Source organism: Hydrogenophilus hirschii, from assembly GCF_054656675.1.
The window spans coordinates 968,700-991,871 of sequence record NZ_BAAHXQ010000001.1 but is presented as its reverse complement, the minus strand read 5'-3'; the positions used below and the strand labels follow the sequence as shown (position 1 = coordinate 991,871).

Annotated in this window: 22 protein-coding genes and 1 tRNA gene; 21 read left to right on the top strand and 2 right to left on the bottom strand. The window is 60.0% G+C overall.

The window, feature by feature from the left end:
- Positions 1 to 1,689 (top strand): DNA repair protein RecN, encoded by a 1,689-nt coding sequence (recN, locus tag ACYQ4Z_RS04850; protein WP_459860233.1) that lies wholly within the window; start codon positions 1 to 3, stop codon positions 1,687 to 1,689.
- On the opposite strand, the gene fur is transcribed toward recN, so the two are convergent.
- Entirely contained in the window at positions 1,686 to 2,135 is a 450-nt protein-coding gene (gene fur / locus ACYQ4Z_RS04845) for a ferric iron uptake transcriptional regulator (RefSeq protein WP_119335194.1), read from the bottom strand. The genes recN and fur overlap by 4 nt on opposite strands.
- A 126-nt stretch (positions 2,136 to 2,261) precedes the next feature.
- Here fur and ACYQ4Z_RS04840 point away from each other — a divergent pair, with 126 nt between their 5' ends.
- The 5 genes from ACYQ4Z_RS04840 (at position 2,262) to greA (ending at position 8,550) form a co-directional block, all read left to right on the top strand.
- Positions 2,262 to 2,735, top strand: coding sequence for an outer membrane protein assembly factor BamE (locus tag ACYQ4Z_RS04840; protein ID WP_119335193.1), 474 nt, complete (start codon positions 2,262 to 2,264; stop codon positions 2,733 to 2,735).
- Positions 2,736 to 2,779: 44 nt separating this feature from the next.
- Positions 2,780 to 3,583 carry a 4-hydroxy-tetrahydrodipicolinate reductase gene (gene dapB / locus ACYQ4Z_RS04835; RefSeq protein ID WP_285614195.1) on the top strand — a complete coding sequence of 268 codons (804 nt, stop codon included), beginning with the start codon at positions 2,780 to 2,782 and terminating at the stop codon, positions 3,581 to 3,583.
- A gap of 91 nt (positions 3,584 to 3,674) precedes the next feature.
- A complete protein-coding gene (gene carA / locus ACYQ4Z_RS04830) occupies positions 3,675 to 4,817 on the top strand; it encodes a glutamine-hydrolyzing carbamoyl-phosphate synthase small subunit (protein WP_119335191.1) in 1,143 nt (380 codons plus the stop codon).
- A 23-nt stretch (positions 4,818 to 4,840) separates the two neighbouring features.
- Positions 4,841 to 8,077 (top strand): carbamoyl-phosphate synthase large subunit, encoded by a 3,237-nt coding sequence (carB, locus tag ACYQ4Z_RS04825; protein WP_459860230.1) that lies wholly within the window; start codon positions 4,841 to 4,843, stop codon positions 8,075 to 8,077.
- Entirely contained in the window at positions 8,077 to 8,550 is a 474-nt protein-coding gene (gene greA, locus ACYQ4Z_RS04820) for a transcription elongation factor GreA (protein WP_219971151.1), read from the top strand. Before carB ends, greA begins: the two co-directional genes overlap by 1 nt.
- On the opposite strand, the gene ACYQ4Z_RS04815 is transcribed toward greA, so the two are convergent.
- Positions 8,541 to 8,936 carry a YhbY family RNA-binding protein gene (locus ACYQ4Z_RS04815; protein ID WP_459860228.1) on the bottom strand — a complete coding sequence of 132 codons (396 nt, stop codon included), beginning with the start codon at positions 8,934 to 8,936 and terminating at the stop codon, positions 8,541 to 8,543. The genes greA and ACYQ4Z_RS04815 overlap by 10 nt on opposite strands.
- 61 nt (positions 8,937 to 8,997) lie before the next feature.
- Between ACYQ4Z_RS04815 and ACYQ4Z_RS04810 the strand changes: the two genes are divergently transcribed.
- From ACYQ4Z_RS04810 to nuoH, 15 genes are all read left to right on the top strand, one after another.
- Positions 8,998 to 9,621 (top strand): RlmE family RNA methyltransferase, encoded by a 624-nt coding sequence (locus ACYQ4Z_RS04810; RefSeq protein WP_219971149.1) that lies wholly within the window; start codon positions 8,998 to 9,000, stop codon positions 9,619 to 9,621.
- Between the two features lie 178 nt (positions 9,622 to 9,799).
- Positions 9,800 to 11,704 (top strand): ATP-dependent zinc metalloprotease FtsH, encoded by a 1,905-nt coding sequence (gene ftsH, locus ACYQ4Z_RS04805; protein WP_219971892.1) that lies wholly within the window; start codon positions 9,800 to 9,802, stop codon positions 11,702 to 11,704.
- Between the two features lie 19 nt (positions 11,705 to 11,723).
- On the top strand, positions 11,724 to 12,575 hold the full coding sequence (gene folP, locus ACYQ4Z_RS04800) for a dihydropteroate synthase (RefSeq protein WP_219971140.1): 852 nt from the start codon (positions 11,724 to 11,726) through the stop codon (positions 12,573 to 12,575).
- Positions 12,576 to 12,644: 69 nt separating this feature from the next.
- On the top strand, positions 12,645 to 14,003 hold the full coding sequence (gene glmM, locus ACYQ4Z_RS04795; protein ID WP_285614192.1) for a phosphoglucosamine mutase: 1,359 nt from the start codon (positions 12,645 to 12,647) through the stop codon (positions 14,001 to 14,003).
- 29 nt (positions 14,004 to 14,032) lie between these two features.
- Positions 14,033 to 14,773, top strand: coding sequence for a triose-phosphate isomerase (gene tpiA, locus ACYQ4Z_RS04790; protein WP_459860226.1), 741 nt, complete (start codon positions 14,033 to 14,035; stop codon positions 14,771 to 14,773).
- Between the two features lie 2 nt (positions 14,774 to 14,775).
- A complete protein-coding gene (gene secG / locus ACYQ4Z_RS04785) occupies positions 14,776 to 15,120 on the top strand; it encodes a preprotein translocase subunit SecG (protein WP_119335183.1) in 345 nt (114 codons plus the stop codon).
- A 54-nt stretch (positions 15,121 to 15,174) separates the two neighbouring features.
- Positions 15,175 to 15,259, top strand: a tRNA-Leu gene (locus ACYQ4Z_RS04780).
- Positions 15,260 to 15,426: 167 nt separating this feature from the next.
- The gene (ndhC, locus tag ACYQ4Z_RS04775) at positions 15,427 to 15,798 is read left to right on the top strand and encodes an NADH-quinone oxidoreductase subunit A (RefSeq protein WP_219971120.1); all 372 of its coding nucleotides are present in this window, start codon (positions 15,427 to 15,429) and stop codon (positions 15,796 to 15,798) included.
- Positions 15,799 to 15,801: 3 nt separating this feature from the next.
- Positions 15,802 to 16,281, top strand: a complete 480-nt coding sequence (locus tag ACYQ4Z_RS04770; RefSeq protein WP_119335181.1) for a NuoB/complex I 20 kDa subunit family protein — start codon at positions 15,802 to 15,804, stop codon at positions 16,279 to 16,281.
- Positions 16,282 to 16,295: 14 nt separating this feature from the next.
- A complete protein-coding gene (locus ACYQ4Z_RS04765; RefSeq protein WP_219971118.1) occupies positions 16,296 to 16,886 on the top strand; it encodes an NADH-quinone oxidoreductase subunit C in 591 nt (196 codons plus the stop codon).
- Positions 16,887 to 16,888: 2 nt separating this feature from the next.
- Positions 16,889 to 18,142 (top strand): NADH-quinone oxidoreductase subunit D, encoded by a 1,254-nt coding sequence (locus ACYQ4Z_RS04760; RefSeq protein WP_217126185.1) that lies wholly within the window; start codon positions 16,889 to 16,891, stop codon positions 18,140 to 18,142.
- An 11-nt stretch (positions 18,143 to 18,153) separates the two neighbouring features.
- The gene (gene nuoE / locus ACYQ4Z_RS04755; RefSeq protein WP_217126186.1) at positions 18,154 to 18,651 is read left to right on the top strand and encodes an NADH-quinone oxidoreductase subunit NuoE; all 498 of its coding nucleotides are present in this window, start codon (positions 18,154 to 18,156) and stop codon (positions 18,649 to 18,651) included.
- 20 nt (positions 18,652 to 18,671) lie between these two features.
- Positions 18,672 to 19,967 (top strand): NADH-quinone oxidoreductase subunit NuoF, encoded by a 1,296-nt coding sequence (nuoF, locus tag ACYQ4Z_RS04750; RefSeq protein ID WP_459860475.1) that lies wholly within the window; start codon positions 18,672 to 18,674, stop codon positions 19,965 to 19,967.
- Positions 19,967 to 22,120, top strand: a complete 2,154-nt coding sequence (nuoG, locus tag ACYQ4Z_RS04745; protein WP_219971114.1) for an NADH-quinone oxidoreductase subunit NuoG — start codon at positions 19,967 to 19,969, stop codon at positions 22,118 to 22,120. The genes nuoF and nuoG overlap by 1 nt, the downstream gene beginning before the upstream one ends.
- On the top strand, positions 22,117 to 23,166 hold the full coding sequence (nuoH, locus tag ACYQ4Z_RS04740) for an NADH-quinone oxidoreductase subunit NuoH (RefSeq protein WP_119335176.1): 1,050 nt from the start codon (positions 22,117 to 22,119) through the stop codon (positions 23,164 to 23,166). Before nuoG ends, nuoH begins: the two co-directional genes overlap by 4 nt.
- Positions 23,167 to 23,172 lie beyond the last annotated feature (6 nt).

Genomic DNA, 23,172 nt, shown 5'->3' with positions numbered 1-23,172 from the left:
ATGATTCGTCGTCTGGAAATTCGCGATTTCGTCCTGATCGAACACCTCGACCTCGCGTTCGAAGCCGGGTTCGGTGCGCTCACCGGGGAGACTGGGGCGGGGAAATCGATTCTGCTCGACGCCGTGACGTTCGTTTTGGGCGCACGTGCCGATGCGAACTGGGTGCGCACCGGCGCGCAACGGGCCGAGGTGGTGCTCACTTGTGATTGGCCGGAACAACCTGAAGCCGCGTCGCTTCTTGCCGAATGGGAGATCGCGCCAGACGACGAGGCGATGCTGCTCATTCGGCGTACCCTCGACGCCAATGGGCGTTCGCGCGCTTGGATTCAAGGTGTCGCGGTGACGCAAAGCCAATTGCGCGCATTGGGGGCGTGGCTTGCCGACGTACATGGGCAACATGCGCACCATGCGCTCCTGACCCCAGAGACGCAACGGTGGCTCGTCGATCGTTTCGCCGAAGCCGTTCCAGAAGCGGAAGCGGTCGCGCGTGCCTGGCAAGCGTGGCAACAAGCGAAAAATGCACTCGATGAAGCGATCGCGACGCAGGGACGGATCGCCGAGGAGCGTGAGCGCCTCACTTGGTGGTTGAGGGAGTGGCAACCGATCGCTTTTACCGCAGAGGAGTGGCAAGCGTGGGAAGCGGAGTATCGCCGCTTGAGCCACGCAGCCGAACTGCAGCAGCAGGTCGCGGTTGCGCTCGATCTTCTCGATCGGGACCCAGATGGCGCGCTCGTTGCTGTCAGCCGCGCGATCCGCGCGCTACGGGAAGTGGAAACGTTCCATGCCGCGATCGCGGAGCCGCTTTCGCTGTTGGCTGCGGCGGAAGCTGAGCTCGACGAAGCGGCAGCGAGCCTTAAGCGGGAGTTGGCGCGCTTCGAGGAAGACCCCGAACGGTTGGCATTTTTGCACGAACGGATCAGCGCCGCCCATGAATTGGCGCGCAAACATCGCGTTCTTCCGGAAGCGCTGCCTGCGCTTGCCGCCGAATGGGAGAAACGCCTGGCCGCGCTCGATGCGGCAAGCGATCTGGAACGGTTGCAGACTGCAGAGCGCGCAGCGCACCAAGCGTATCGGGACGCCGCGGCGCGCCTGAGCGCGAAGCGTCAGAAGGGTGCGCGGCGGTTGCGCGACGCGGTGATGCGCTTGTTGCCGGAACTGGCAATGCCTCATGCCCGATTCGAAGTGGCACTCGAATCGAACGAGCCGAGCGTGCACGGCATGGAACGGATCGCGTTCCGTTTTGCGGCCAACCCAGGGCAGCCACCAGCAGCATTGGCCCAAGTGGCGTCGGGCGGGGAGCTTTCCCGCATTGGGCTGGCGATTCAGGTGGCTTCGGTTGGTGCCGAGGCGATCCCCACTGTGATTTTCGACGAAGTGGATGTTGGGATTGGGGGCGCGGTTGCCGCAGTCGTGGGTCGGTTGATGCAGCAGCTCGGGACATGGCGGCAAGTGCTTGCGGTGACCCATCAGCCACAGGTGGCGGCGTGTGCCGATTGGCACTGGCGGGTCAGTAAACGGCCCGATTCGGAACAAAGTGTCGTGACGGTCGTCGAACCGCTCGCAATCGATGCGCGAATCGACGAATTGGCGCGCATGGTGGGGGGTGCGCAAGTCGATGAGGCGGCTCGAACGCACGCCTGCTCACTGCTGGCGATGAGCCAGCGCGGGGCGCAAGACGCGAAGGGCTAACTTTTCGAACGCGTTTTACGGTACGGGCAATCGGCTCCCTGCACGCAACGACCGTAGAGTGCAAGGGCGTGGTCCTCGAGCGAAAATCCGTACTGTTCGGCAATCGCTTTTTGTCGCGCTTCGATCGCCTCGTCGTGGAATTCGACGATCCGCCCGCAATCCACGCAAACGAGGTGGTCATGGTGGTGGTTTTCTGCCAGTTCGAAAACTGCTTTCGTGCCGTCGAAGTGGTGTTTGAGCAGCACCCCGGCCTGTTCGAACTGCGTGAGCACGCGATAGACCGTCGCGAGACCGATTTCGACCCCCTGGTCGAGCAGTTCGCGATAGACGTCGTCGGCACTCAAATGGCGCGCGCCTTCCTGCGCGAAGAGTTCGAGAATTTTGATTCGCGGGTAGGTGGCTTTGAGCCCTTTTTCCCGGAGGTCGATGTCGGTTTTTGCGTTCATGGCAATCAGAGAGGATGACGACAAAAAGAATCGTTCCGATTATACGCAATCGTTGCTCTGAGTGCGAATCACGCACCGACCAGAGCATGCTATAGTTTCGCATCGTGAAGGGTTTTCGAGGGAAACATGCGTCGCGAATCGCCTTTTCGTCGCACTAAGAAACGCCTACTCACCGCGGAGCTTGCGGGGGTTGGGGTTGTCTTCGCGCTTACGGGGTGTGCGCTGGAGCAAGGAAGCGCGTTCGACCGTGTTGCCGCAATCGCTTCCCCCTATTCGGCACCGGTTCGTCAAGGCAACTGGGTGGAGCCGGAAGCGGCGCGCCAACTGCGCAAAGGGATGCCGCAAGAAACGGTCCGGTTGTTGCTCGGGGCGCCACTGCTCGTCGACCCGTTCCGCAACGATCGCTGGGATTACCTCTACCGTTACGACGACAAGCGGGGGCATGTTGAGATGCGCCGCTTGACCCTCTTTTTCGAAAACGGCGTGCTGGTGCGCGTGGAGGGTGACGTCGTCCCGGCAAACGAAGCCGCGGCGGGGTCGCAGTCAGAAAGTCGACCGCGTTGGCAGACGGTCGAGATTCCCGCGGAACAGAAAGAGTAACGCGTTCGCAGCCGCCAATCGTTTAGAAAAAGGAGAACAGGTCCATGCATGCGGTCAAGGTAGCGATTGCGGGAGCGGGTGGTCGGATGGGACGAATGTTGATCGAAGCGGCACTGGCGCCCGATTCTGGAGTGGCGCTTGCTGCAGCGTTCGACCGCCCAGGATCTCCCGTGATCGGTCAAGATGTGGGGCAACTGCTCGGCCGGACAACCGGCGTTTCGATAGGCGACGACATCGCTGCAGCGGTCGTAGCTGCCGATTGTGTGATCGATTTCACGCGCCCCGAAGGGACCTTCGCAATCCTGGACGAAGCCGTGCGACACAAGCGGGCGATGGTGATCGGCACCACGGGGTTCGACGAAGCAGGGCGTGATCGGATCGGCGCGGCGGCCCGCGACATCCCAATCGTCTTTGCGCCCAACATGGCGGTAGGGGTCAACGCCGTATTCAAACTCTTGGAGGTGGCGGCAAAGCTCTTGGAAGGGTATGACGTCGAGGTGATCGAAGCGCACCATCGCCACAAGGTCGATGCCCCTTCGGGTACGGCGCTGGAAATGGGACGGATCGTCGCGCGTACGTTGGGGTGGTCGTTCGATGCGGTGGCCATTTTTGGGCGTGAAGGGAATACGGGTGAGCGGCCCAAACAGCAGATCGGGTTTTCGACGATCCGGGCCGGTGAAATCATTGGCGACCATACGGTGCTTTTTGCTGCGCAAGGGGAGCGGATCGAGATCACCCACCGGTCGCAAAGTCGGATGCCGTACGCCGCCGGTGCGATCCGGGCTGCGCGGTTTCTCGCCGACAAACCTGCGGGGCTCTATTCGATGCAGGACGTCCTGGGCATCTGAGACGACGGGAATTCTGGTAAAATGGCAGCAAGGACTGCCTAGAAAACAACGGGATGCGGTTGCGTCCCGTTTTTTTACGTGAGGAACGATCGTGCGCTCGAATGCAGTTTTGGCTCTGGCCGACGGAACGGTTTTCCACGGGGTGGGGATCGGAGCGGTTGGTCTGACCGTAGGTGAAGTGGTGTTCAACACCTCGATCACAGGGTATCAGGAGATCCTCACCGACCCCAGCTACCGTCGCCAAATCGTGACGCTCACCTACCCCCATATCGGAAATGTGGGGACGAACCCAGAAGACGAAGAGAGCGAGACGGTGCATGCGGCGGGGTTGGTGATTCGGGATCTCTCCCGCGTGGTGAGTAATTTCCGTGCCACCGAATCGCTTCCTGACTACCTCAAGCGCCACAATGTGGTGGCGATCGCGGAAATCGATACCCGCGAACTCACGCGTCGTTTACGCGACCAGGGGGCGCAAAGTGGCGCGATTCTCACCGCTCCGCCCGGTGAAATGCCGAACGTTACCGACGCGCTCGCTGCGGCCCGAGCATTCCCTGGGTTGGCGGGAATGGATCTTGCACAAGAGGTGACACGGCGCACGGTGAGCGAATGGCGTGAGGGCGCGTGGCAACTCGGTCTCGGTTACCCCACGGTGACGGAAACGACCCGACACGTCGTCGTCTATGATTTTGGTGTGAAACGCAACATTTTGCGCCTCTTGGCGGCACGCGGTTGCCGAGTGACGGTGGTGCCGGCGCAGACCCCTTACGCCGAGGTGAAAGCGCTCGATCCCGATGGCATCATGCTCTCGAATGGCCCTGGGGATCCGGAGCCGTGTCACTACGCGATCGCAGCGGCGCAGGCGGCGATGGCCGACGGGATTCCCCTCTTTGGGATCTGTTTGGGACACCAGATCCTGGGTTTGGCATCCGGCGCGCGCACCGTCAAAATGAAATTCGGTCACCACGGCGCGAACCATCCGGTCAAGGATCTCACCAACGGTCGTGTCTATATCACCAGCCAGAACCACGGTTTTGCAGTGGACGCCGATTCGCTGCCCATCAATTGCCGCGTCACCCACGTTTCCCTCTTCGACGGCAGCGTTCAGGGGATCGAGCGCACCGACGTGCCAGCCTTCGGTTTTCAAGGCCACCCAGAGGCGAGTCCCGGACCGCATGACATTGCGGATCTCTTCGACCGCTTCGTTGCGTTGATCGACGCGCGGCGTCAGGCATAAACCCGAGATTGCAAGGAAAAACCATGCCGAAACGCACGGACATCGAATCGATTCTGATCATTGGTGCTGGACCGATCGTCATCGGTCAGGCCTGTGAGTTCGACTACTCGGGGGCGCAAGCGTGTAAAGCGTTGCGTGCAGAGGGGTACCGGGTCCTTTTGGTGAATTCCAACCCGGCAACCATCATGACCGACCCCGAAATGGCCGATGTGACCTATATCGAGCCCATCACCCCTGAGGTCGTCGAGCGCATCATCGCGAAAGAGCGGCCCGATGCGCTCCTGCCCACGATGGGGGGACAAACCGCGCTCAATACCGCGCTCGATCTCGCCCGTTCCGGCGTGCTCGAACGCTATGGCGTCGAATTGATCGGCGCGAACGAAAGCGCGATTGCCAAAGCCGAAGACCGCCAGCTCTTCAAAGAGGCGATGACCCGCATCGGACTGGAATCGGCGCGCTCAGGCATCGCGCACAGTTTGGAAGAGGCGCTGGCGGTTCAGTCTGAGATCGGTTTCCCGGTCATTATCCGTCCCTCTTTTACGTTGGGAGGAACCGGGGGTGGAATCGCCTACAACATGGAAGAGTTCGTCGAAATTTGTAAGCGAGGGTTAGATCTCAGTCCGGTGCATGAACTCCTCATCGAAGAGTCGCTCATCGGCTGGAAAGAGTTCGAAATGGAGGTGGTGCGGGACAAGAACGACAACTGCATCATCGTCTGTTCGATCGAAAACCTCGACCCGATGGGTGTGCACACGGGCGACTCGATCACCGTGGCACCGGCACAGACGCTCACCGACAAAGAGTACCAACGGATGCGGGACGCGTCGATCGCGGTGCTGCGCGAAATCGGCGTCGATACCGGAGGGTCGAACGTTCAATTCGCGATCAATCCGAAAGATGGTCGAATGATCGTGATCGAAATGAACCCGCGGGTATCGCGCTCTTCGGCGCTCGCGTCGAAGGCAACCGGCTTCCCGATCGCGAAGATCGCGGCGAAACTCGCTGTTGGCTACACCCTCGACGAACTCAAAAACGACATCACCGGTGGCGCGATCCCCGCGTCGTTCGAGCCGACCATCGACTACGTCGTCACCAAAATCCCCCGTTTCGCATTCGAAAAGTTTCCGCACGCCAACGACCGTTTGACTACCCAGATGAAGTCGGTCGGCGAGGTGATGGCGATCGGTCGCACCTTCCAAGAGTCGGTGCAAAAAGCGTTGCGCGGCTTGGAAGTGGGTGTTTACGGGTTCGATGAGGTCGAATGCACCCCCGAATCGCTCGAACACGAGCTCGCGAACCCCGGGGCGCAGCGCATTTTGTACTTGGCGCAAGCGTTCCGCGAAGGGATGTCGCTCGAAAAAATCCACCAGCTGACCAAGATCGATCCGTGGTTCTTGAGTCAGATCGAAGCGCTCGTCGAAATCGAGCAAAAGCTCAAAGGGCGTTCGCTCAAAGGGATCGACGCCGACGAAATGCGCGCGTTGAAGCGCAAAGGATTCTCGGATCGCCGGTTGGCGAAGCTCCTCGATACCACCGAAGAGGCGGTCCGGTTGCATCGCCACGCACTTGGGGTGCGGCCCGTCTATAAACGGGTGGATACCTGCGCGGCCGAATTCGCCACACCTACTGCCTACCTCTATTCGACGTACGAAGCCTTTTGCGAAGCGGCGCCCAGCAATCGTCGCAAAATCATGATTTTGGGCGGAGGGCCGAACCGCATCGGCCAGGGGATCGAATTCGATTACTGCTGCGTCCATGCGGCACTGGCGCTGCGCGAAGACGGCTTCGAAACGATCATGGTCAACTGTAACCCGGAGACGGTCTCGACCGATTACGACACCTCTGATCGCCTCTATTTCGAACCGATCACGCTCGAAGACATCCTCGAAATCTGTCACGTGGAAAAGCCGGAAGGGGTGATCGTGCAGTTCGGCGGTCAAACTCCGCTCAAACGCGCCAAAGCGCTCGCCGCGAATGGCGTGCCGATCATCGGAACGTCGCCGGATGCGATCGACGCCGCGGAGGATCGCGAACGCTTCCAAAAATTGTTGATGCAACTGGGGCTGCGGCAGCCGGAAAACCGCACTGCACGTACCCCAGATGAGGCGATGCGTCTCGCTGCAGAGATCGGTTACCCGCTGGTCGTTCGTCCCAGCTACGTCTTGGGGGGGCGGGCGATGGAGATCGTTCACGATCCGCAAGATCTCGAACGCTACATGCGCGAAGCGGTCAAGGTGTCGAACGATTCGCCCGTGCTGCTCGACCGGTTCCTGGACGACGCGACCGAAGTCGATATCGACGCGGTGAGCGACGGTGAGCGCGTCGTGATCGCAGGCTTGATGGAACACATCGAGATGGCGGGGGTCCATTCGGGCGATTCCGCATGTTCGATCCCGCCCTATACCTTGCATCCTGCGGTGCTCGACGAAATCCGTCGCCAGACGGTCGCGCTCGCGAAGGCGCTCGACGTCGTCGGCTTGATGAACGCCCAGTTCGCGGTGCAGGGCAGTGGTCCCGATGCCACCGTTTATGTGCTGGAGGTGAACCCCCGTGCGTCCCGCACGGTTCCGTTCGTCTCCAAAGCGTGCGGGGTGCCCTACGCCAAAGTGGCCGCGCGCTGTATGGCTGGGAAAAAGCTCGCGGAACAGGGCGTGACCGAAGAGCTCGTTCCCCCCTATTTTTCGGTCAAAGAGGTAGTTTTCCCGTTCAACAAGTTCCCGGGTGTCGACCCGATCTTGGGGCCCGAGATGAAATCGACGGGCGAAGTGATGGGGATCGGCCGGACCTTCGCCGAAGCGTTCTACAAATCGCAGTTGGCCGCAGGCGTGGTGTTACCCCGAAACGGAAAGGTCTTTTTGAGTGTGAAACCGAGCGATCGCCCCGCTGCGGTCGCAGTTGGGCGCCGACTGCATGATCTCGGCTTCACGATCGTAGCGACACGGGGTACGGCGCGCACATTGGAAGCAGCAGGTATTCCCGTGCAGGTCGTCAATAAGGTCAATGAAGGGCGGCCGCATGTCGTCGACATGATCAAAAACGGCGAGATCGCGCTGGTGATCAATACGGTCGAGGCCCGCCGTCAAGCGGTGATCGATTCCCGTTCGATTCGGGTGAGTGCGCTCGCAGCAAAGGCCCCCATCTATACGACGATCGAAGGGGCTGAGGCCGCGGTGATGGGAATCGAAATGGCCGAACGGTTCGACGTCTATGCGTTACAACAACTCCATCGGGAAGCGTTGGCAGCTCGGAGGAACGGTTGATGAAATATCCCATGACGGTGCGCGGCGCACAAAAGCTCAAAGAAGAGCTCCATCGCCTGAAAACGGTGGAGCGTCCCGCGGTGATCGCGGCGATTGCCGAGGCGCGTAGCCATGGAGACCTTTCGGAGAACGCCGAATACGACGCGGCGCGCGAACGGCAGGCGTTCATCGAAGGACGGATCATGGAGCTCGAAGGGAAATTGGCGAACGCCCAGATCATCGACCCGAAAACACTCGACGCCGATGGGCGGGTGGTTTTTGGTGCCACGGTCGATTTGGAGGAAACGGAATCGGGCGAGCAGGTCACCTATCAAATCGTCGGCGAAGACGAAGCCGACGTGCGTGAAGGGAAAATTTCGGTCACTTCGCCGATCGCCCGCGCTTTGATCGGCAAATATGCAGGAGATGTCGTGGTCGTGCAGGCGCCCGGCGGCGCCCGCGAATACGAAATTCTCGACGTCCGTTACGAGTGATTCCGTTTTTTCGTCAGGGCTTGCCGACGTGCGCGCCGAACGAACGCGGCAGCGTTGTTGTTATCAGCGGTTTTCGCACGAGATGCGCGTGGCGTTTCTGCGCGCTTTTCTGGGTTGGGGCGCCAAACAAGGAGCAGATTACCCAACAACTGGACCGGAGCGCAATCGAGCGTGTCGCAAATCGTTTCCAGATATTGGGCGCGAATGTCGCGTTCGGCTCCCGTAACACGGATTTTGATCAATTCGTGCGCCGTGAGCGCCCGGTCGATTTCGGCCAATACCGCAGGGGTCAGCCCTTTGCTGGCGATCATCACCACCGGTTTCAGATGGTGGGCCTGCGCCCGCAAGGCTCTTTGCTGGTCCGAATCGATTGTCAGTGCAGCCATGATGGATCGATCTTTCGCTGTGTTTCCAACACACGATTATCGCAGAAAACGTGAAGTCCGCATGAAAAAACACCGCAGTAAAAAGGCTTGGCTCGACCGGCATGTGCACGACCCCTATGTCCAGCGCGCTGTACAGGAAGGGTACCGTTCGCGGGCTGCGTACAAGCTCCTCGAGATCGACGAAAAAGATCGCTTACTGCAACCCGGGATGCGGGTGGTCGATCTGGGGGCAGCGCCTGGGGCCTGGTCGCAGATTGCCGCCGCTCGGGTCGCGCCAACCGGCAAGGTCTTTGCGCTTGATCGCTTGCCGATCGTGTCGCTTCCCGGTGTGACGGTGATCCAAGGAGATTTCACCGACGAAACGGTCCTGAACGCCCTGGAACAGGCGCTCGAGGGACAACCGGTCGATCTCGTGCTTTCCGATATGGCGCCCAACCTCTCCGGTATCGCGATCACCGATGCGGCAAAAAGTTTTCATCTTGCCGAATTGGCGTTGGCGTTTGCGCTCGAGCATCTGACACCAAACGGTGCCTTCCTCGTCAAAGTGTTCCAGGGCCCAGGGATCGACGCGTACCGGCAGCAGCTGCAAAGCGCGTTCCACACGGTGCTCTCGCGCAAACCCAAAGCGTCCCGTTCGGAAAGCAGCGAGCTCTATTTCTTGGGTAAACGACCCAAAAGGCGCTGATCTCGTCATGGACAGCGCATAGATCCTATCGTGGCGATCGAATTTTTCTATTGCCGTGTGGAACCCAAGCGGTTAGAATCGACTCGAAGATGCGAATCGTGCGTAGGTAGGTAGAAGGAGTCCCCCTTTGAACGGCAACAGTTTTTTTCGCAATCTAGCGATTTGGCTCGTCATCGGCATGGTGCTTATGACGGTGTTCAACCAATTCAACGACCGCACCGCGCCGGCGTCGACCATGGAATACTCCCAATTCATGGAAGCGGCGAAAGAGGGGAAGGTAACGAAGGCGATCATCGATGGGCGAACGGTACGCGCCCTGATGAACGATGGTCGTCAAGTGACCGTCTATGCTCCGCCGATGGATCTGTGGATGGTTTCCGACCTGATGAAATACGGCGTTTCGATTGCCGCGACGAAGCCGGACGAAGGGCAATCCCTGCTCACCAATATTTTCGTTTCTTGGTTCCCGATGCTCTTGCTCATCGCAGTCTGGGTCTATTTCATGCGGCAGATGAGCGGTGGCGGCAAAGGAGGCGCGTTCTCGTTCGGAAAATCGCGGGCGCGGTTGCTCGATGAATCGAGCAATACCGTCACCTTTGCCGATGTCGCCGGTTGCGATGAGGCCAAAGAGGAGGTGCAAGAGCTCGTCGACTTTTTGAAAGACCCCAGCAAATTCCAGCAACTGGGTGGACGCATCCCGAAAGGGGTGTTGATGGTCGGCCCTCCGGGAACCGGGAAGACACTGTTGGCCAAAGCGATCGCAGGTGAAGCGAAAGTACCGTTTTTCAGCATCTCCGGTTCTGACTTCGTCGAAATGTTCGTCGGTGTCGGTGCCGCGCGGGTGCGCGACATGTTCGAACAAGCGAAAAAGCACGCCCCGTGCATCATCTTTATCGATGAGATCGACGCGGTCGGACGGCAGCGGGGGGCCGGGTTGGGCGGTGGCAACGACGAACGCGAACAGACCCTCAACCAACTCCTGGTCGAAATGGATGGCTTCGAAGGCAGCAGCGGGATCATCGTGATTGCCGCGACCAACCGTCCCGACGTGCTTGACCCCGCGCTCTTGCGGCCGGGGCGATTCGATCGGCAAGTGGTGGTGTCACTACCCGACGTCCGGGGTCGAGAACAGATCCTCAAGGTCCACATGCGCAAAGTTGCGTTGGGTCCAGACGTCGACCCCGCGATCATCGCACGGGGCACGCCTGGCTTTTCGGGCGCCGATCTCGCCAACCTGGTCAATGAAGCGGCACTTTTTGCCGCCCGCGCCAACAAGCGCTATGTGGAAATGGAGGACTTCGAGCGCGCGAAAGACAAGATCCTGATGGGGCCGGAGCGGCGCTCGATGGTGATGAGCGAGGAGGAACGTCGTAATACCGCGTACCACGAAGCGGGTCACGTGGTGGTCGCGAAGCTCCTGCCCAAAACCGACCCGGTGCACAAGGTGACGATCATCCCGCGCGGCCGTGCGCTGGGGGTGACGATGCAGCTCCCGGAGGGCGACCGCTACAGCCAGGACAAAGAACGGCTGCTGAACACGATCGCGGTTCTGTTCGGCGGACGGATCTGCGAAGAGATCTTCATGAACCAGATGACAACGGGGGCGTCGAACGACTTTCAACGGGCAACCGATATCGCGCGCAAAATGGTCACCCAGTGGGGAATGTCCGATATCCTGGGGCCGATGGTCTATGGCGAAGAGGAAGGGGAAATTTTCCTTGGTCGCGCCGTGACGACGCACCGCAACATCTCCGAAGCGACGATGCAAAAGGTCGACGCCGAAGTGCGCCGCATCATCGACGAGCAATACGCGCTCGCGCGCCGCTTGATCGAAGAGAACCGGGACAAGGTCATCGCGCTTGCCGAAGCACTGCTCGAATATGAGACGCTCGACGCCGACCAGATCGACGACATCATGGCGGGAAAACCGCCGCGTCCGCCGAAAAAACCGGAGACGAACCCGCGCAATGCGGCGCCACCGAGTGGCGAAGGGGTAGTTGCCGACGCGCCGGCGCCAGACGGAAAAGAGGCGCGCCCCGCTTCGCCTGGCGGGCAGCCGCCCGAAGCGGAACCGGCTGGATGAACGCGGTGAAAAACCGTCGATGAAACCCAAAACGGTCGATTCCCTTCAGCCCCGCGTTTGGCGCGCGGGGCGTTTCCGTTTGTCGTTGCATGAGCCACTCGTGATGGCGATCGTCAACCTCACGCCCGATTCGTTCTCAGGCGATGGGGTGGACGCCGACGTTACAGCGGCACTCAAGCAGGCCGAGGCCGCGGTCGAAGCGGGCGCCGCAGTGCTCGATTTCGGTGCCGAATCGACCCGCCCGGGGGCGCAGCCTGTCCCAGCAGAGGTGGAATGGCAACGGTTGGAGCCGGTGCTGCGGGCAGTCACGAAGTGGCCAGTCGCGATCTCGGTCGATACCCGTAAACCAGAGGTCATGGCGCGTGCCGTCGAACTCGGTGCGGACATCCTCAACGATGTTTCGGGCTTTCGCACTGCTGACGCGGTTCGGGTCGCTGCGCAGAGCGGGTGTGGCTTGTGTGTGATGCACATGAAAGGGGAGCCGCAAACGATGCAAGCGGCACCGCACTACGACGATGTGGTCGGTGAAGTATATGCGTTTCTCAATGCCCAGACCCGCGCGCTTGAAGCGGCAGGGGTGGCCCCTGCACGCATCGTCTGGGATCCCGGCTTTGGTTTTGGGAAGACGTTGGAACACAACGTGGCGCTGTTTCGCGCGTTGCCGCGTTTTGTCGCATCGTATCCCGTCCTCGTTGGTGTTTCGCGCAAACGGATGATTCAGGCGATCACCGGTCGGGACGAACCCAAAGCGCGCGTCTTCGGCAGTGTTGCCGCCGCGCTCAAAGCGGTGGCGTTGGGCGCTGCGATCGTGCGCGTTCACGATGTTGCGGCAACGGTCGATGCACTGCGCGTTTGGCGTGCGCTGGCGTGAACGCGTAGCGAAACAGCGGCTTTGTACGATCCCCCTGGTACAATGGCACTTTTTTGAACTGGGTAACCTATGGCACGGTGGTTTGGCACCGACGGCATCCGCGGGCGCATCGGGGATCCCCACCTTGCACCCGATTTCGTCGTTCGGCTGGGCTTTGCCGCAGGCAAGGTTTTGGCACGCGCTCATACCGGTTTGCGGCGTCCGACGGTTGTGATTGGCAAAGATACGCGCGTTTCTGGCTATCTGCTGGAATCGGCACTCGAAGCGGGGCTGGCCAGTAGCGGAGTAGACGTCTTGCTGACAGGCCCCTTGCCGACGCCTGGGATCGCCTACCTCACCCGAGCGATGCGGCTCGATGCGGGAATCGTCGTCAGCGCGTCGCACAACCCCTATTACGACAACGGAATCAAATTTTTCTCCGCAGCGGGGACGAAACTCGACGACGCGCTGGAAGTACAGATCGAAGAGTGGCTGGAAGCGCCCGTCGAATCGGTTACAGCAGACGCGTTGGGCAAAGCGAAGCGAATCGACGACGCCTCAGGGCGTTACATCGAATTTTGTAAGAATACTTTTCCCGCGGACCTTACGCTCGATGGCTGGCACCTGGTGCTTGATTGCGCTCATGGCGCAACGTACCAGGTAGCGCCGCACGTTTTTCACGAATTGGGCGCGAAGACCACGGTGATCGGCGCAGAACCGGACGGCTTCAACATCAACCGTGCGGTAGGCGCGACCCATCCCGAAACCCTGCAACGCGCGGTCGAAGCGCACCAGGCAGACCTTGGGATCGCGTTCGACGGTGACGGGGATCGCGTGGTGATGGTCGACCGGGACGGGCGGTTGTTCGATGGTGACGCCCTGTTGTTCGCGATCGTCCGCGACCGCTTGGCTGCGGGGGTTGCCGTGCCCGGTGTCGTGGGAACGGTGATGACCAATTTGGGGTTGGAGCGTGCGCTCGCTGCCTACGGTGTGCCGCTTGAACGGACTGCGGTGGGCGATCGTTTCGTCGCGGAGCGTTTGCGCGAACGGGGTTGGTGCTACGGTGGGGAGAATTCGGGGCATATCCTCTGTTTGGACAAACACACCACGGGCGACGGGATCGTCAGCGCGTTGCAGGTCCTGGCCGCGTTGGTGCGCCATGAGACCACCTTGGCGGAATGGACCGCGCCGTTACAGACCTACCCCCAAAGGTTGCGCAATGTCGTCTGGCCCAAGGGAGAGGACTGGCAAGCCCACGGGGCGCTTCGGGACGCCGTAGCGCGTGCCCAATCCGAACTGGCCGATCGTGGACGGATTCTGATCCGCCCTTCGGGCACCGAGCCGCTTTTGCGCATCATGGTCGAAGGGGAAGAGGCGGCGGTGGTCGACGCTATCGTAGCGGCGCTTGCGGAAACCGCGGAACGGATCGCCGAGCAGGTGCGTCGGTGATGGTTTGATTGGGGTGAGGAGTTTTTTCCATGAAATGGGTTATCGGTAACTGGAAATCGAACGGCGCATGGTCGCAGAACGAAGCGCTACTCGTCGCGCTCAAAGCGCTGGCTTTCGAGAAGACCCAGGTAGGGGTTTGCGTCCCTTTTCCCTATCTTGCGCAAGCGCGAAGCGTTCTGCATGAGAGCAAAGTTCTCTGGGGCGCACAGAATGTCAGCCCGTTCGGTCCCGGGGCCTACACCGGTGAGGTGCACGCGGAAATGCTGTGCGATTTTGGGTGCCGGCTGACCATCGTCGGTCATTCGGAACGGCGGCAATATTTCGGCGAAACCAATGCGCAGATCGCAGAAAAGATCCAGCGGCTCAATGCGGTGGCGATTACGCCGATCTGGTGTGTTGGTGAGACGCTGGAAGAGCGGGAGCGCGGCGCCTGGCAAGACGTATTGCGTCAGCAGATCGTCGAGGTGGTCGAGATCGTCGGTGCCGCAGCGGTCGAAAACGTCCTCATTGCGTACGAACCGGTTTGGGCAATTGGAACCGGACGCAATGCCACGCCCGAAGACGTTGCTGCGGCGCATGGTTGGTTGCGCACGGTGCTTTCTGAGGTTGGGGCGCACTCAGACCTTCCCATTCTCTACGGGGGAAGTGTCAAAGGGGGTAACGCTGCGGAACTGTTTACCGTCGAAGGGTGTGATGGTGGGCTGATCGGCGGCGCGTCGTTGAGTGCTACGGAATTTGCCGCGATCGTCGCGGCTGCTGAGAAGGAGTAACAATGGGTAGTTTGGCTTTTTCGATCGTTCTGACGATTCACCTAGTCGTTGCCGTGGCATTGATCATTCTGGTGCTGTTGCAACACGGCAAGGGCGCCGATGCCGGTGCCGCGTTTGGGGGCGGAAGCTCGGCGAGTCTTTTTGGGGCTTCCGGCGGAGCTACCTTTTTGAGCCGAACCACCGCGATCCTCGCCACGGTTTTCTTCCTGACCAGTCTCGCGATGACCTACCTCGCGAGCAAAACGCATCTTTCTGCGCCATCGAGCGTGATGCAACAGGACGCTGGCGCTGCTGCACCGCAACCGCAACAACAATCGCCAGCACCGGAGTCGAAAATCCCTGAGTGACTGGTGCGAGGTATTGCGCTGCGGCAAAATTCCGGTATAATTCGCTTCGTTGCTGCCGACGTGGTGGAATTGGTAGACACGCCATCTTGAGGGGGTGGTGGCGAAAGCCGTGTGAGTTCGAATCTCACCGTCGGCACCAAACAAAAAAAGCCGCTCATGAGCGGCTTTTTTGTTGCAAAAAGAATTTTTATCAAAAAAAATTCAAATAACTTAGATTTTTTTGATAGCTCGTTTTTTTGCTTCGCGCTGCATTTAGAACCAAAAAGGTGTATCCTATCGGTCGCCCGAAGATGAGGAGCGGCCGTAATGGAAAGCTACTTTCCGGTCCTGGTTTTCCTGGTAGTCGCGCTGGCGATCGGCGTACTGCCGATGGTGTTTGGGTGGATCCTTGGCCCACGCCGTCCTGATCCCGAAAAATACTCGCCCTACGAATGCGGTTTCGAGCCGTTCGAAGACGCCCGTATCAAATTTGACGTTCGCTATTACCTGATTGCGATCCTGTTCATTCTGTTCGACTTGGAAATCGCGCTCTTGTTTCCGTGGGGCGTTACGTTCAATGAAATGATCGCTGCAGGCGCAAACGCCTGGTACGCTTTTACTACCGTGCTGATCTTCCTCGCCGTGTTGGTCTTGGGCTATGCGGTCGAATGGAAGAACGGCGCGCTCGATTGGGAGTGAGCGATGGGCATTGAAGGAGTGATGCGCGAAGGGTTCATGACCACGTCGCTCGATACGGTCATCAACTGGACGCGGACGGGGTCGCTGTGGCCGATGACCTTCGGGTTGGCGTGTTGCGCCGTCGAGATGATTCATGCTGGCTGTTCGCGTTACGATCTCGACCGCTTCGGTGTCGTTTTTCGCCCCAGCCCGCGACAATCGGATCTCATGATCGTTGCGGGGACGCTCTGCAACAAAATGGCACCCGCATTGCGCAAAGTCTATGACCAAATGCCCGAGCCGCGGTGGGTGATCTCGATGGGATCCTGCGCCAACGGGGGCGGCTATTACCACTATTCCTATTCCGTGGTGCGCGGTTGTGACCGCATCGTGCCGGTCGATGTCTACGTTCCCGGCTGTCCGCCAACGGCTGAAGCGCTTTTGTACGGCATCATTCAGCTTCAGAACAAAATCAAGCGCACGTCCACGATCGCGCGCACGTAGCCTAGGGGGCGTCGATGAAAAGAACCGAAGCTTTGGCGCAACGACTGCGGAACCGGTTCGGCGATCAAGTCGTGGTGCAGGAGCACCACGGGGAAGTGACGATGACCGTCGACAAGGAAAACTATCTGGCGATCGCGCAAACGTTGCGCGACGATCCCGATTTTGCGTTCGAACAGTTGATCGACCTTTCCGGTATCGACTATGTCACCTACGCGAACCGTCCGTGGGTGGGACCGCGTTTCGCCGTTGCCGTCCATCTGCTTTCGCTCACCCATAACGTAAGGTTGCGGCTGAAGACCTTTGCGGTAGACGACGACTGGCCGACCCTTCCTTCGTTGATCGAGATCTGGCCCAGTGTCGATTGGTATGAACGCGAAGCGTTCGACCTCTTTGGGATCCTCTTCGAAGGGCACCCCGATTTGCGGCGCATTTTGACCGATTACGGATTCGTCGGCCACCCCCTGCGCAAAGACTTCCCGGTGACCGGCCATGTTGAAATGCGTTACGACCCGGAGAAAGGGCGCGTCGTCTATCAACCGGTGACGATCGAGCCGCGCGAAAACACGCCGCGAATCGTCCGTGAAGCGAACTACGGGGACGTGTGACGATGGCCGAAATCAAGAACTTTACGATCAACTTCGGGCCGCAGCACCCGTCGGCCCACGGTGTCTTGCGCCTGATCCTCGAACTCGACGGGGAGGTGGTGGTGCGCGCCGACCCGCACATCGGGTTGTTGCATCGCGGTACAGAAAAATTGGCGGAAACCCGCACCTGGGTGCAATCGGTTCCCTATATGGACCGGTTGGACTACGTCTCGATGATGTGCAACGAACACGCCTACTGCCTGGCCATCGAGCGGCTGCTTGGGATCGAAGTGCCGATTCGCGCGCAGTACATCCGCGTGATGTTCGATGAAATCACGCGCATCCTCAACCACCTTCTCAATATCGGTACCCATGCGCTCGATATCGGCGCGATGACGATGGTGCTCTATACCTTCCGTGAGCGCGAAGATCTGATGGATGCGTATGAGGCGGTCTCCGGTGCGCGGATGCACGCAGCGTACTATCGCCCAGGCGGGGTGTACCGCGACCTGCCGGACGAAATGCCCAAATACACCGTCAGCAAATACAAAGACGAAAAACGGGTCAAGGAGCTCAATCGCGCTCGTGAAGGGTCGCTGCTCGACTTCCTGGAAGATTTCTGTGAGCGGTTCGAAGGGTATCTCGACGACTACCATACGCTCCTTACCGACAACCGCATCTGGAAACAGCGGACCGTCGGGATCGGCGTGGTCTCCCCGGAAGAGGCGCTGGCGTGGGGATTCACCGGGCCGATGCTGCGCGGCTCTGGCGTGGCGTGGGACCTGCGCAAGAAGCAGCCCTATGAAGTCTACGATCAGCTCGAATTCGATATCCCGGTGGGGACCAACGGTGACTGTTACGACCGCTACCTGGTGCGCATGGAGGAGATGCGGCAATCGAACCGCATCATCAAACAGTGCATCGACTGGTTGCGGAAAAACCCCGGCCCGGTGATCACGGACAATTACAAAGTGGCGCCGCCTCCCCGCGAGAAGATGAAAACGGGGATGGAAGAGCTGATCCACCATTTCAAGTTGATGACCGAAGGAATCCACGTGCCGCCAGGTGAGGTTTATGCCGCAGTGGAACATCCGAAAGGGGAGTTCGGCGTATACGCGATCTCCGATGGTGCCAACAAACCCTACCGGGTCAAACTGCGCGCACCGGGGTTTGCGCACCTTTCGGCGATGGACAAGATGGCGCGCGGACATTTGATTGCGGACGTCGTTGCGATCATCGGCACCATGGATATCGTCTTCGGCGAAATCGACCGCTAAAGGAGTTTTCGATGCTCTCACCAGAGGCGTTGGCCCGCATCGACCGTGAAATCGCCAAATACCCGGCGGGGCAGAAGCAGTCGGCGGTGATGGCGGCGCTACGGATTGCGCAAGAAGAGAAAGGGTGGCTTTCGGAAGAGACGATCGCGTTCGTCGCGGACTATCTCGAGATGCCGCCAGTCGCGGTCTATGAAGTCGCCACTTTCTACAACATGTACGATTTGGCACCAGTAGGCAAATACAAACTCACGGTGTGCACCAATCTGCCCTGTGCGCTCTCTGGCGGCTACCACGCGGCAGAACACCTCAAGGAGCGCCTCGGCATCGATTTCAACGAGACCACACCGGACGGCCTTTTCACACTGAAAGAGGGTGAGTGCATGGGCGCTTGTGGAGATGCTCCGGTGCTGCTCGTCAATAACCACCGCATGTGCTGCCGGATGACACGCGAACGGCTCGACGCCCTTTTGGAAACCCTCAAGCGCCAAGCCACGGAGAATACCCAATGAGTACGCTCAAGCTGGGTCAGATGATCCTCAAGGATTGCGATGAATCCCGCTGGCGGTTGGCCGATTACGAAGCGCGGGGTGGCTACCAAGTTCTGCGGCGTATCCTCACGGAAAACTGGTCGCAAGAACGGGTGATCGAAGAGGTGAAGACCTCGGCGCTGCGTGGGCGTGGGGGTGCTGGCTTCCCAACCGGGCTCAAATGGAGTTTCATGCCCCGGCAGTTTCCTGGGGAAAAATATGTCGTGTGTAACTCCGATGAAGGCGAACCCGGAACGTTCAAGGATCGCGACATTCTGCGCTACAACCCACACAGCGTGATCGAAGGGATGATCATTGCCGGTTACGCGATGGGGGCGAGCTGCGGGTACAACTACATCCACGGTGAAATTTTCGAAGTTTATGAGCGTTTCGAAGAAGCGCTCGAAGAGGCGCGCCGCGCTGGCTACTTGGGTGAGAATATCTTGGGGAGTGGTTTCCACTTCGAACTCTATGCCCACCACGGCTACGGGGCTTATATCTGTGGCGAAGAGACGGCGCTTTTGGAATCGATCGAAGGGAAAAAAGGGCAGCCACGGTTCAAGCCGCCATTTCCCGCCAGTTACGGCCTTTACGGAAAACCCACCACCATCAACAACACCGAAACGTTTGCTTCGGTTCCTTTTCTGCTTGCGATGGGGGGCGAGCAGTTCCTGCATTTGGGCAAGCCCAACAATGGTGGGATGAAAATCTTTTCGGTCTCGGGCCATGTCAATCGCCCGGGAAACTACGAAATTCCCATGGGAACGCCATTTGCGGAGCTCTTGGAACTGGCCGGTGGTGTCCGCGGCGGGCGCAAGCTCAAAGCGGTGATCCCGGGGGGTTCTTCTGCACCGGTCGTCCCAGGCGACGTGATGATGCAGTGCACGATGGATTACGACTCCATCGCCCAGGCTGGCTCGATGCTGGGTTCTGGTGCGGTGATCGTGATGGACGAAACGACCTGCATGGTAAAAGCGCTGGAGCGACTCTCTTACTTTTACTATGAGGAGTCGTGCGGTCAATGTACGCCGTGCCGCGAAGGGACCGGTTGGCTCTACCGAATCGTCCACCGCATCGAACACGGCCAGGGTCGTGTCGAGGATCTCGAAATCCTGGAGTCTGCTACCGGCAACATCATGGGGCGCACCATCTGCGCGCTCGGCGACGCGGCGTCGATGCCGGTGCAAAGCTTCATCAAGCATTTCCGCGACGAATTTCTCTACCACATCGAACACAAGCGCTGCTTGGTGCCCCCGGAAGTCCAGTGGGCCGGTAGCGACATCTACGTGGAGGCGTGATGCTGACACTCGAGATTGATGGCAAACCGGTCGAGGTCGAAGACGGCGCCACCGTGATGGACGCCGCGAACAAACTCGGCATCTACATTCCCCATTTCTGCTACCACAAAAAGCTGTCGATCGCCGCCAACTGCCGCATGTGCCTGGTCGAAGTGGAGCGCGCTCCGAAGCCGCTACCTGCTTGTGCGACGCCAGCGACCAACGGAATGAAGGTGTGGACCCATTCCCGGAAAGCGATCACGGCGCAAAAGGGGGTGATGGAGTTCCTGCTCATCAACCACCCGCTCGACTGCCCCATTTGTGATCAGGGCGGCGAATGCCAGTTACAGGATCTGGCGGTCGGCTACGGTCAGAGCGCTCATCGCTTCGCTGAAGAGAAGCGCGTGGTCGCCGACAAAAACCTCGGGCCGCTCATCGATACCTTCATGACCCGTTGTATCAACTGTACGCGGTGCGTGCGTTTCTTGGCCGAAATCGGCGGCTTTCAAGAACTGGGGCAAGCGTTTCGCGGCGAGCATGCCGAGATCCTGCCGTTTCTGGGGGAGACCGTTCATTCGGAGGTCTCGGGCAACGTCATCGACCTCTGCCCAGTAGGGGCGCTGACCTCCAAACCTTTTCTCTATCAGGCGCGTACGTGGGAATTGACGCGGCGCCGCTCCATCAGTCCCCACGATGCCTGGGGTTCGAACCTGATCGTGCAAAGCAAACATGACGCAGTCAAACGGGTTCTGCCGCTCGAATTCGAAGCGATCAACGAATGTTGGCTTGCCGACCGTGACCGCTTCGCTTATGAAGGGCTGAATGCGGCGGATCGCCTCACGCGGCCGATGGTGAAGACCGACGGCCGCTGGGTCGAAGTGGCGTGGCAAACCGCGCTCGAAGTGGCTGCGAATCGTCTGGCCAGTGTTGCCGAAGAGAACGGGAGCGACGCGCTTGCCTTCCTCGCCCACCCGATGAGCACCGTCGAAGAGCTCTATCTGCTCAAAGCGCTCGGGGCCGCTTTCGGAGCAGCGGTCGACACCCGGATTCGCCAGCGCGACGCGCGCGCAGACCTGGCACGCGGCAAGGTTGCGTGGCTCAACGGTTCGATTACCGAAATCGTCGAGAGTGACGGTCACTGGTTCCTGGGTGCGGACGTACGTCGCGAACTGCCCCTCATGGCGGTACGTCTTCGTGCTGCGGCGAAAGCCGGAGCCCGTATCGTCCGCTGGGACGACAGCGACGACGATTGGCGCATCCCTGGTGTGGATCCGCACAAACTGACCGCACCCGCAATGCTCGTCGCGTTGGTCCATTTCGCGAAACACTTGGGGGTGACGCTTCCGGATTGGGCGGTTGGTCTGGTGCAACAGCCTTCGCCGCTTTCGGCAGCCGAATTCGACGCGCTCAGCGCCGCGCTGCGGGGCGCTCAGAAGCGGCGGATTTGGCTGGGGCGCCCGTTACGCGCGCATCCCAACGCCGCCGAATTCGAATGGCTGGCCGAAGCGATTGCCGGTGCGCTGGGCGCAAAACTGGGTTGGCTGGTCGATGGCGCGAACGCTGTGGGCGCAGCTGTCGTCGGCGCGCAAGCAACGCAAACCGCGCATCAGTTGGCGTCTGCCGGAAAAGCGGGCTATCTCCTCGTCAATCTGGAACCGGAAGATTTCGCTGCGCCTGATGCGGTTGCCGATTCGTTCGCGCGCGCACGCACCGTCGTTGCGCTGACCCCATACGCAAGTGAATCGCTCAAAGCCGCTGCGGATGTGCTTTTGCCAATTGCACCCTTTACCGAAACCTCGGGCACATTGGTCAATATCGAGGGGCGGTTGCAATCCTTTACCGCAGTTGTGCGGCCGCTGGAAATGACGCGACCGGGTTGGAAAGTCTTGGCTGCGCTCACCGCGATGCGCACGGGGAGATCGGTGGCCTACACGGCAAGCGACGCCGTTCGGGATGCCGCGCTGCCGCAAGGGTGGCGTACCCAACTGGCGCAACATGGCCTCACCGCAATCGCCCCCGCGCCAACGCTGCACGCGAGCGCCATTCCCGCGTTCGACCGCGTCACGCTCTATCAAGGCGATATGATCGTTCGCCGTTCTGCGTCGCTGCAAGCCACGGACGACGCGAAAGCGGAACGGGGAGCAACCATTCCGAGTGAGGAGGCCGCAGCATGAACGAATGGCTCTCGTTGGCGCAAGGCTGGCTGGGACCCGCGTGGCCGGTCGTCTGGAACGTGCTCAAAATCATTGTGCTGCTGGTGCCGCTCCTACTCGCGGTTGCCTATCTGACCTACGCGGAACGTAAGATCATCGGCTACATGCAGGTGCGCATCGGGCCGAACCGTGTTGGGCCTAAGGGGTGGTTGCAGCCGATCGCTGACGCGCTCAAACTGCTCTTCAAAGAGGTGATCGTCCCCAGCCAGGCCAACAAGGTCCTCTATTTCGTCGGTCCGGCGATGGCGCTTGCGCCGTCGCTGTTGGTCTGGGCGGCAGTTCCCGTGAACGACGGTTGGGTGATCGCCGATCTCGACGCCGGGTTGCTCTTCGTGATGGCGGTGATTTCGCTCGAAGTCTATGGGGTGATCATCGCCGGTTGGGCGTCGAACTCGAAATACGCATTTCTGGGCGCGATGCGTGCCTCGGCGCAGATGATCTCGTACGAAGTGGCGATGGGGTTCGGCTTGATCTGTGTGCTGCTCGTTTCGGGTACGCTCAACCTCAGTGAGATCGTGCGGCAACAAGGAACCGGCTGGTTCGCCGACCACGGCTTATCGTTCCTCTCCTGGAACTGGTTGCCGTTGCTGCCGATCGCCGTCGTCTATTTCATTTCGGGGGTTGCCGAGACCAACCGGGCCCCGTTCGACTTGCCGGAAGGGGAGTCGGAGATCGTCGCCGGACATATGGTCGAATACTCCGGTATGGCGTTTGCACTCTTTTTCTTGGCGGAATACGCCAACATGATCCTGGTCTCGTTCCTCACCTCGATCCTCTTTTTCGGCGGGTGGTTGAGCCCAGTGGCGTTCCTTCCGGATGGGCTACATTGGTTGCTGATCAAAGCCAGCGTCTTCCTTTTCCTCTACCTGTGGATCCGCGCCACCTTCCCGCGCTTTCGCTACGACCACGTGATGCGGTTGGGGTGGAAGGTGTTCGTGCCGATCACCATCGTCTGGTTGCTGGTGGTGGCGGTTTGGATGTTGACTCCGCTGTCGATCTGGCGCTAATGGGAG

What these genes read in the sequence shown, in the direction of transcription:
- recN (WP_459860233.1), top strand. Translation starts at nt 1, where the DNA reads ATGATTCGTCGTCTGGAAATTCGCGATTTCGTCCTGATCGAACACCTC.
- fur (WP_119335194.1), bottom strand. Translation starts at nt 2,135, where the DNA reads ATGAACGCAAAAACCGACATCGACCTCCGGGAAAAAGGGCTCAAAGCC.
- ACYQ4Z_RS04840 (WP_119335193.1), top strand. Translation starts at nt 2,262, where the DNA reads ATGCGTCGCGAATCGCCTTTTCGTCGCACTAAGAAACGCCTACTCACC.
- dapB (WP_285614195.1), top strand. Translation starts at nt 2,780, where the DNA reads ATGCATGCGGTCAAGGTAGCGATTGCGGGAGCGGGTGGTCGGATGGGA.
- carB (WP_459860230.1), top strand. Translation starts at nt 4,841, where the DNA reads ATGCCGAAACGCACGGACATCGAATCGATTCTGATCATTGGTGCTGGA.
- greA (WP_219971151.1), top strand. Translation starts at nt 8,077, where the DNA reads ATGAAATATCCCATGACGGTGCGCGGCGCACAAAAGCTCAAAGAAGAG.
- ACYQ4Z_RS04815 (WP_459860228.1), bottom strand. Translation starts at nt 8,936, where the DNA reads ATGGCTGCACTGACAATCGATTCGGACCAGCAAAGAGCCTTGCGGGCG.
- ACYQ4Z_RS04810 (WP_219971149.1), top strand. Translation starts at nt 8,998, where the DNA reads ATGAAAAAACACCGCAGTAAAAAGGCTTGGCTCGACCGGCATGTGCAC.
- ftsH (WP_219971892.1), top strand. Translation starts at nt 9,800, where the DNA reads ATGGTGCTTATGACGGTGTTCAACCAATTCAACGACCGCACCGCGCCG.
- folP (WP_219971140.1), top strand. Translation starts at nt 11,724, where the DNA reads ATGAAACCCAAAACGGTCGATTCCCTTCAGCCCCGCGTTTGGCGCGCG.
- glmM (WP_285614192.1), top strand. Translation starts at nt 12,645, where the DNA reads ATGGCACGGTGGTTTGGCACCGACGGCATCCGCGGGCGCATCGGGGAT.
- tpiA (WP_459860226.1), top strand. Translation starts at nt 14,033, where the DNA reads ATGAAATGGGTTATCGGTAACTGGAAATCGAACGGCGCATGGTCGCAG.
- secG (WP_119335183.1), top strand. Translation starts at nt 14,776, where the DNA reads ATGGGTAGTTTGGCTTTTTCGATCGTTCTGACGATTCACCTAGTCGTT.
- ndhC (WP_219971120.1), top strand. Translation starts at nt 15,427, where the DNA reads ATGGAAAGCTACTTTCCGGTCCTGGTTTTCCTGGTAGTCGCGCTGGCG.
- ACYQ4Z_RS04770 (WP_119335181.1), top strand. Translation starts at nt 15,802, where the DNA reads ATGGGCATTGAAGGAGTGATGCGCGAAGGGTTCATGACCACGTCGCTC.
- ACYQ4Z_RS04765 (WP_219971118.1), top strand. Translation starts at nt 16,296, where the DNA reads ATGAAAAGAACCGAAGCTTTGGCGCAACGACTGCGGAACCGGTTCGGC.
- ACYQ4Z_RS04760 (WP_217126185.1), top strand. Translation starts at nt 16,889, where the DNA reads ATGGCCGAAATCAAGAACTTTACGATCAACTTCGGGCCGCAGCACCCG.
- nuoE (WP_217126186.1), top strand. Translation starts at nt 18,154, where the DNA reads ATGCTCTCACCAGAGGCGTTGGCCCGCATCGACCGTGAAATCGCCAAA.
- nuoF (WP_459860475.1), top strand. Translation starts at nt 18,672, where the DNA reads ATGATCCTCAAGGATTGCGATGAATCCCGCTGGCGGTTGGCCGATTAC.
- nuoG (WP_219971114.1), top strand. Translation starts at nt 19,967, where the DNA reads ATGCTGACACTCGAGATTGATGGCAAACCGGTCGAGGTCGAAGACGGC.
- nuoH (WP_119335176.1), top strand. Translation starts at nt 22,117, where the DNA reads ATGAACGAATGGCTCTCGTTGGCGCAAGGCTGGCTGGGACCCGCGTGG.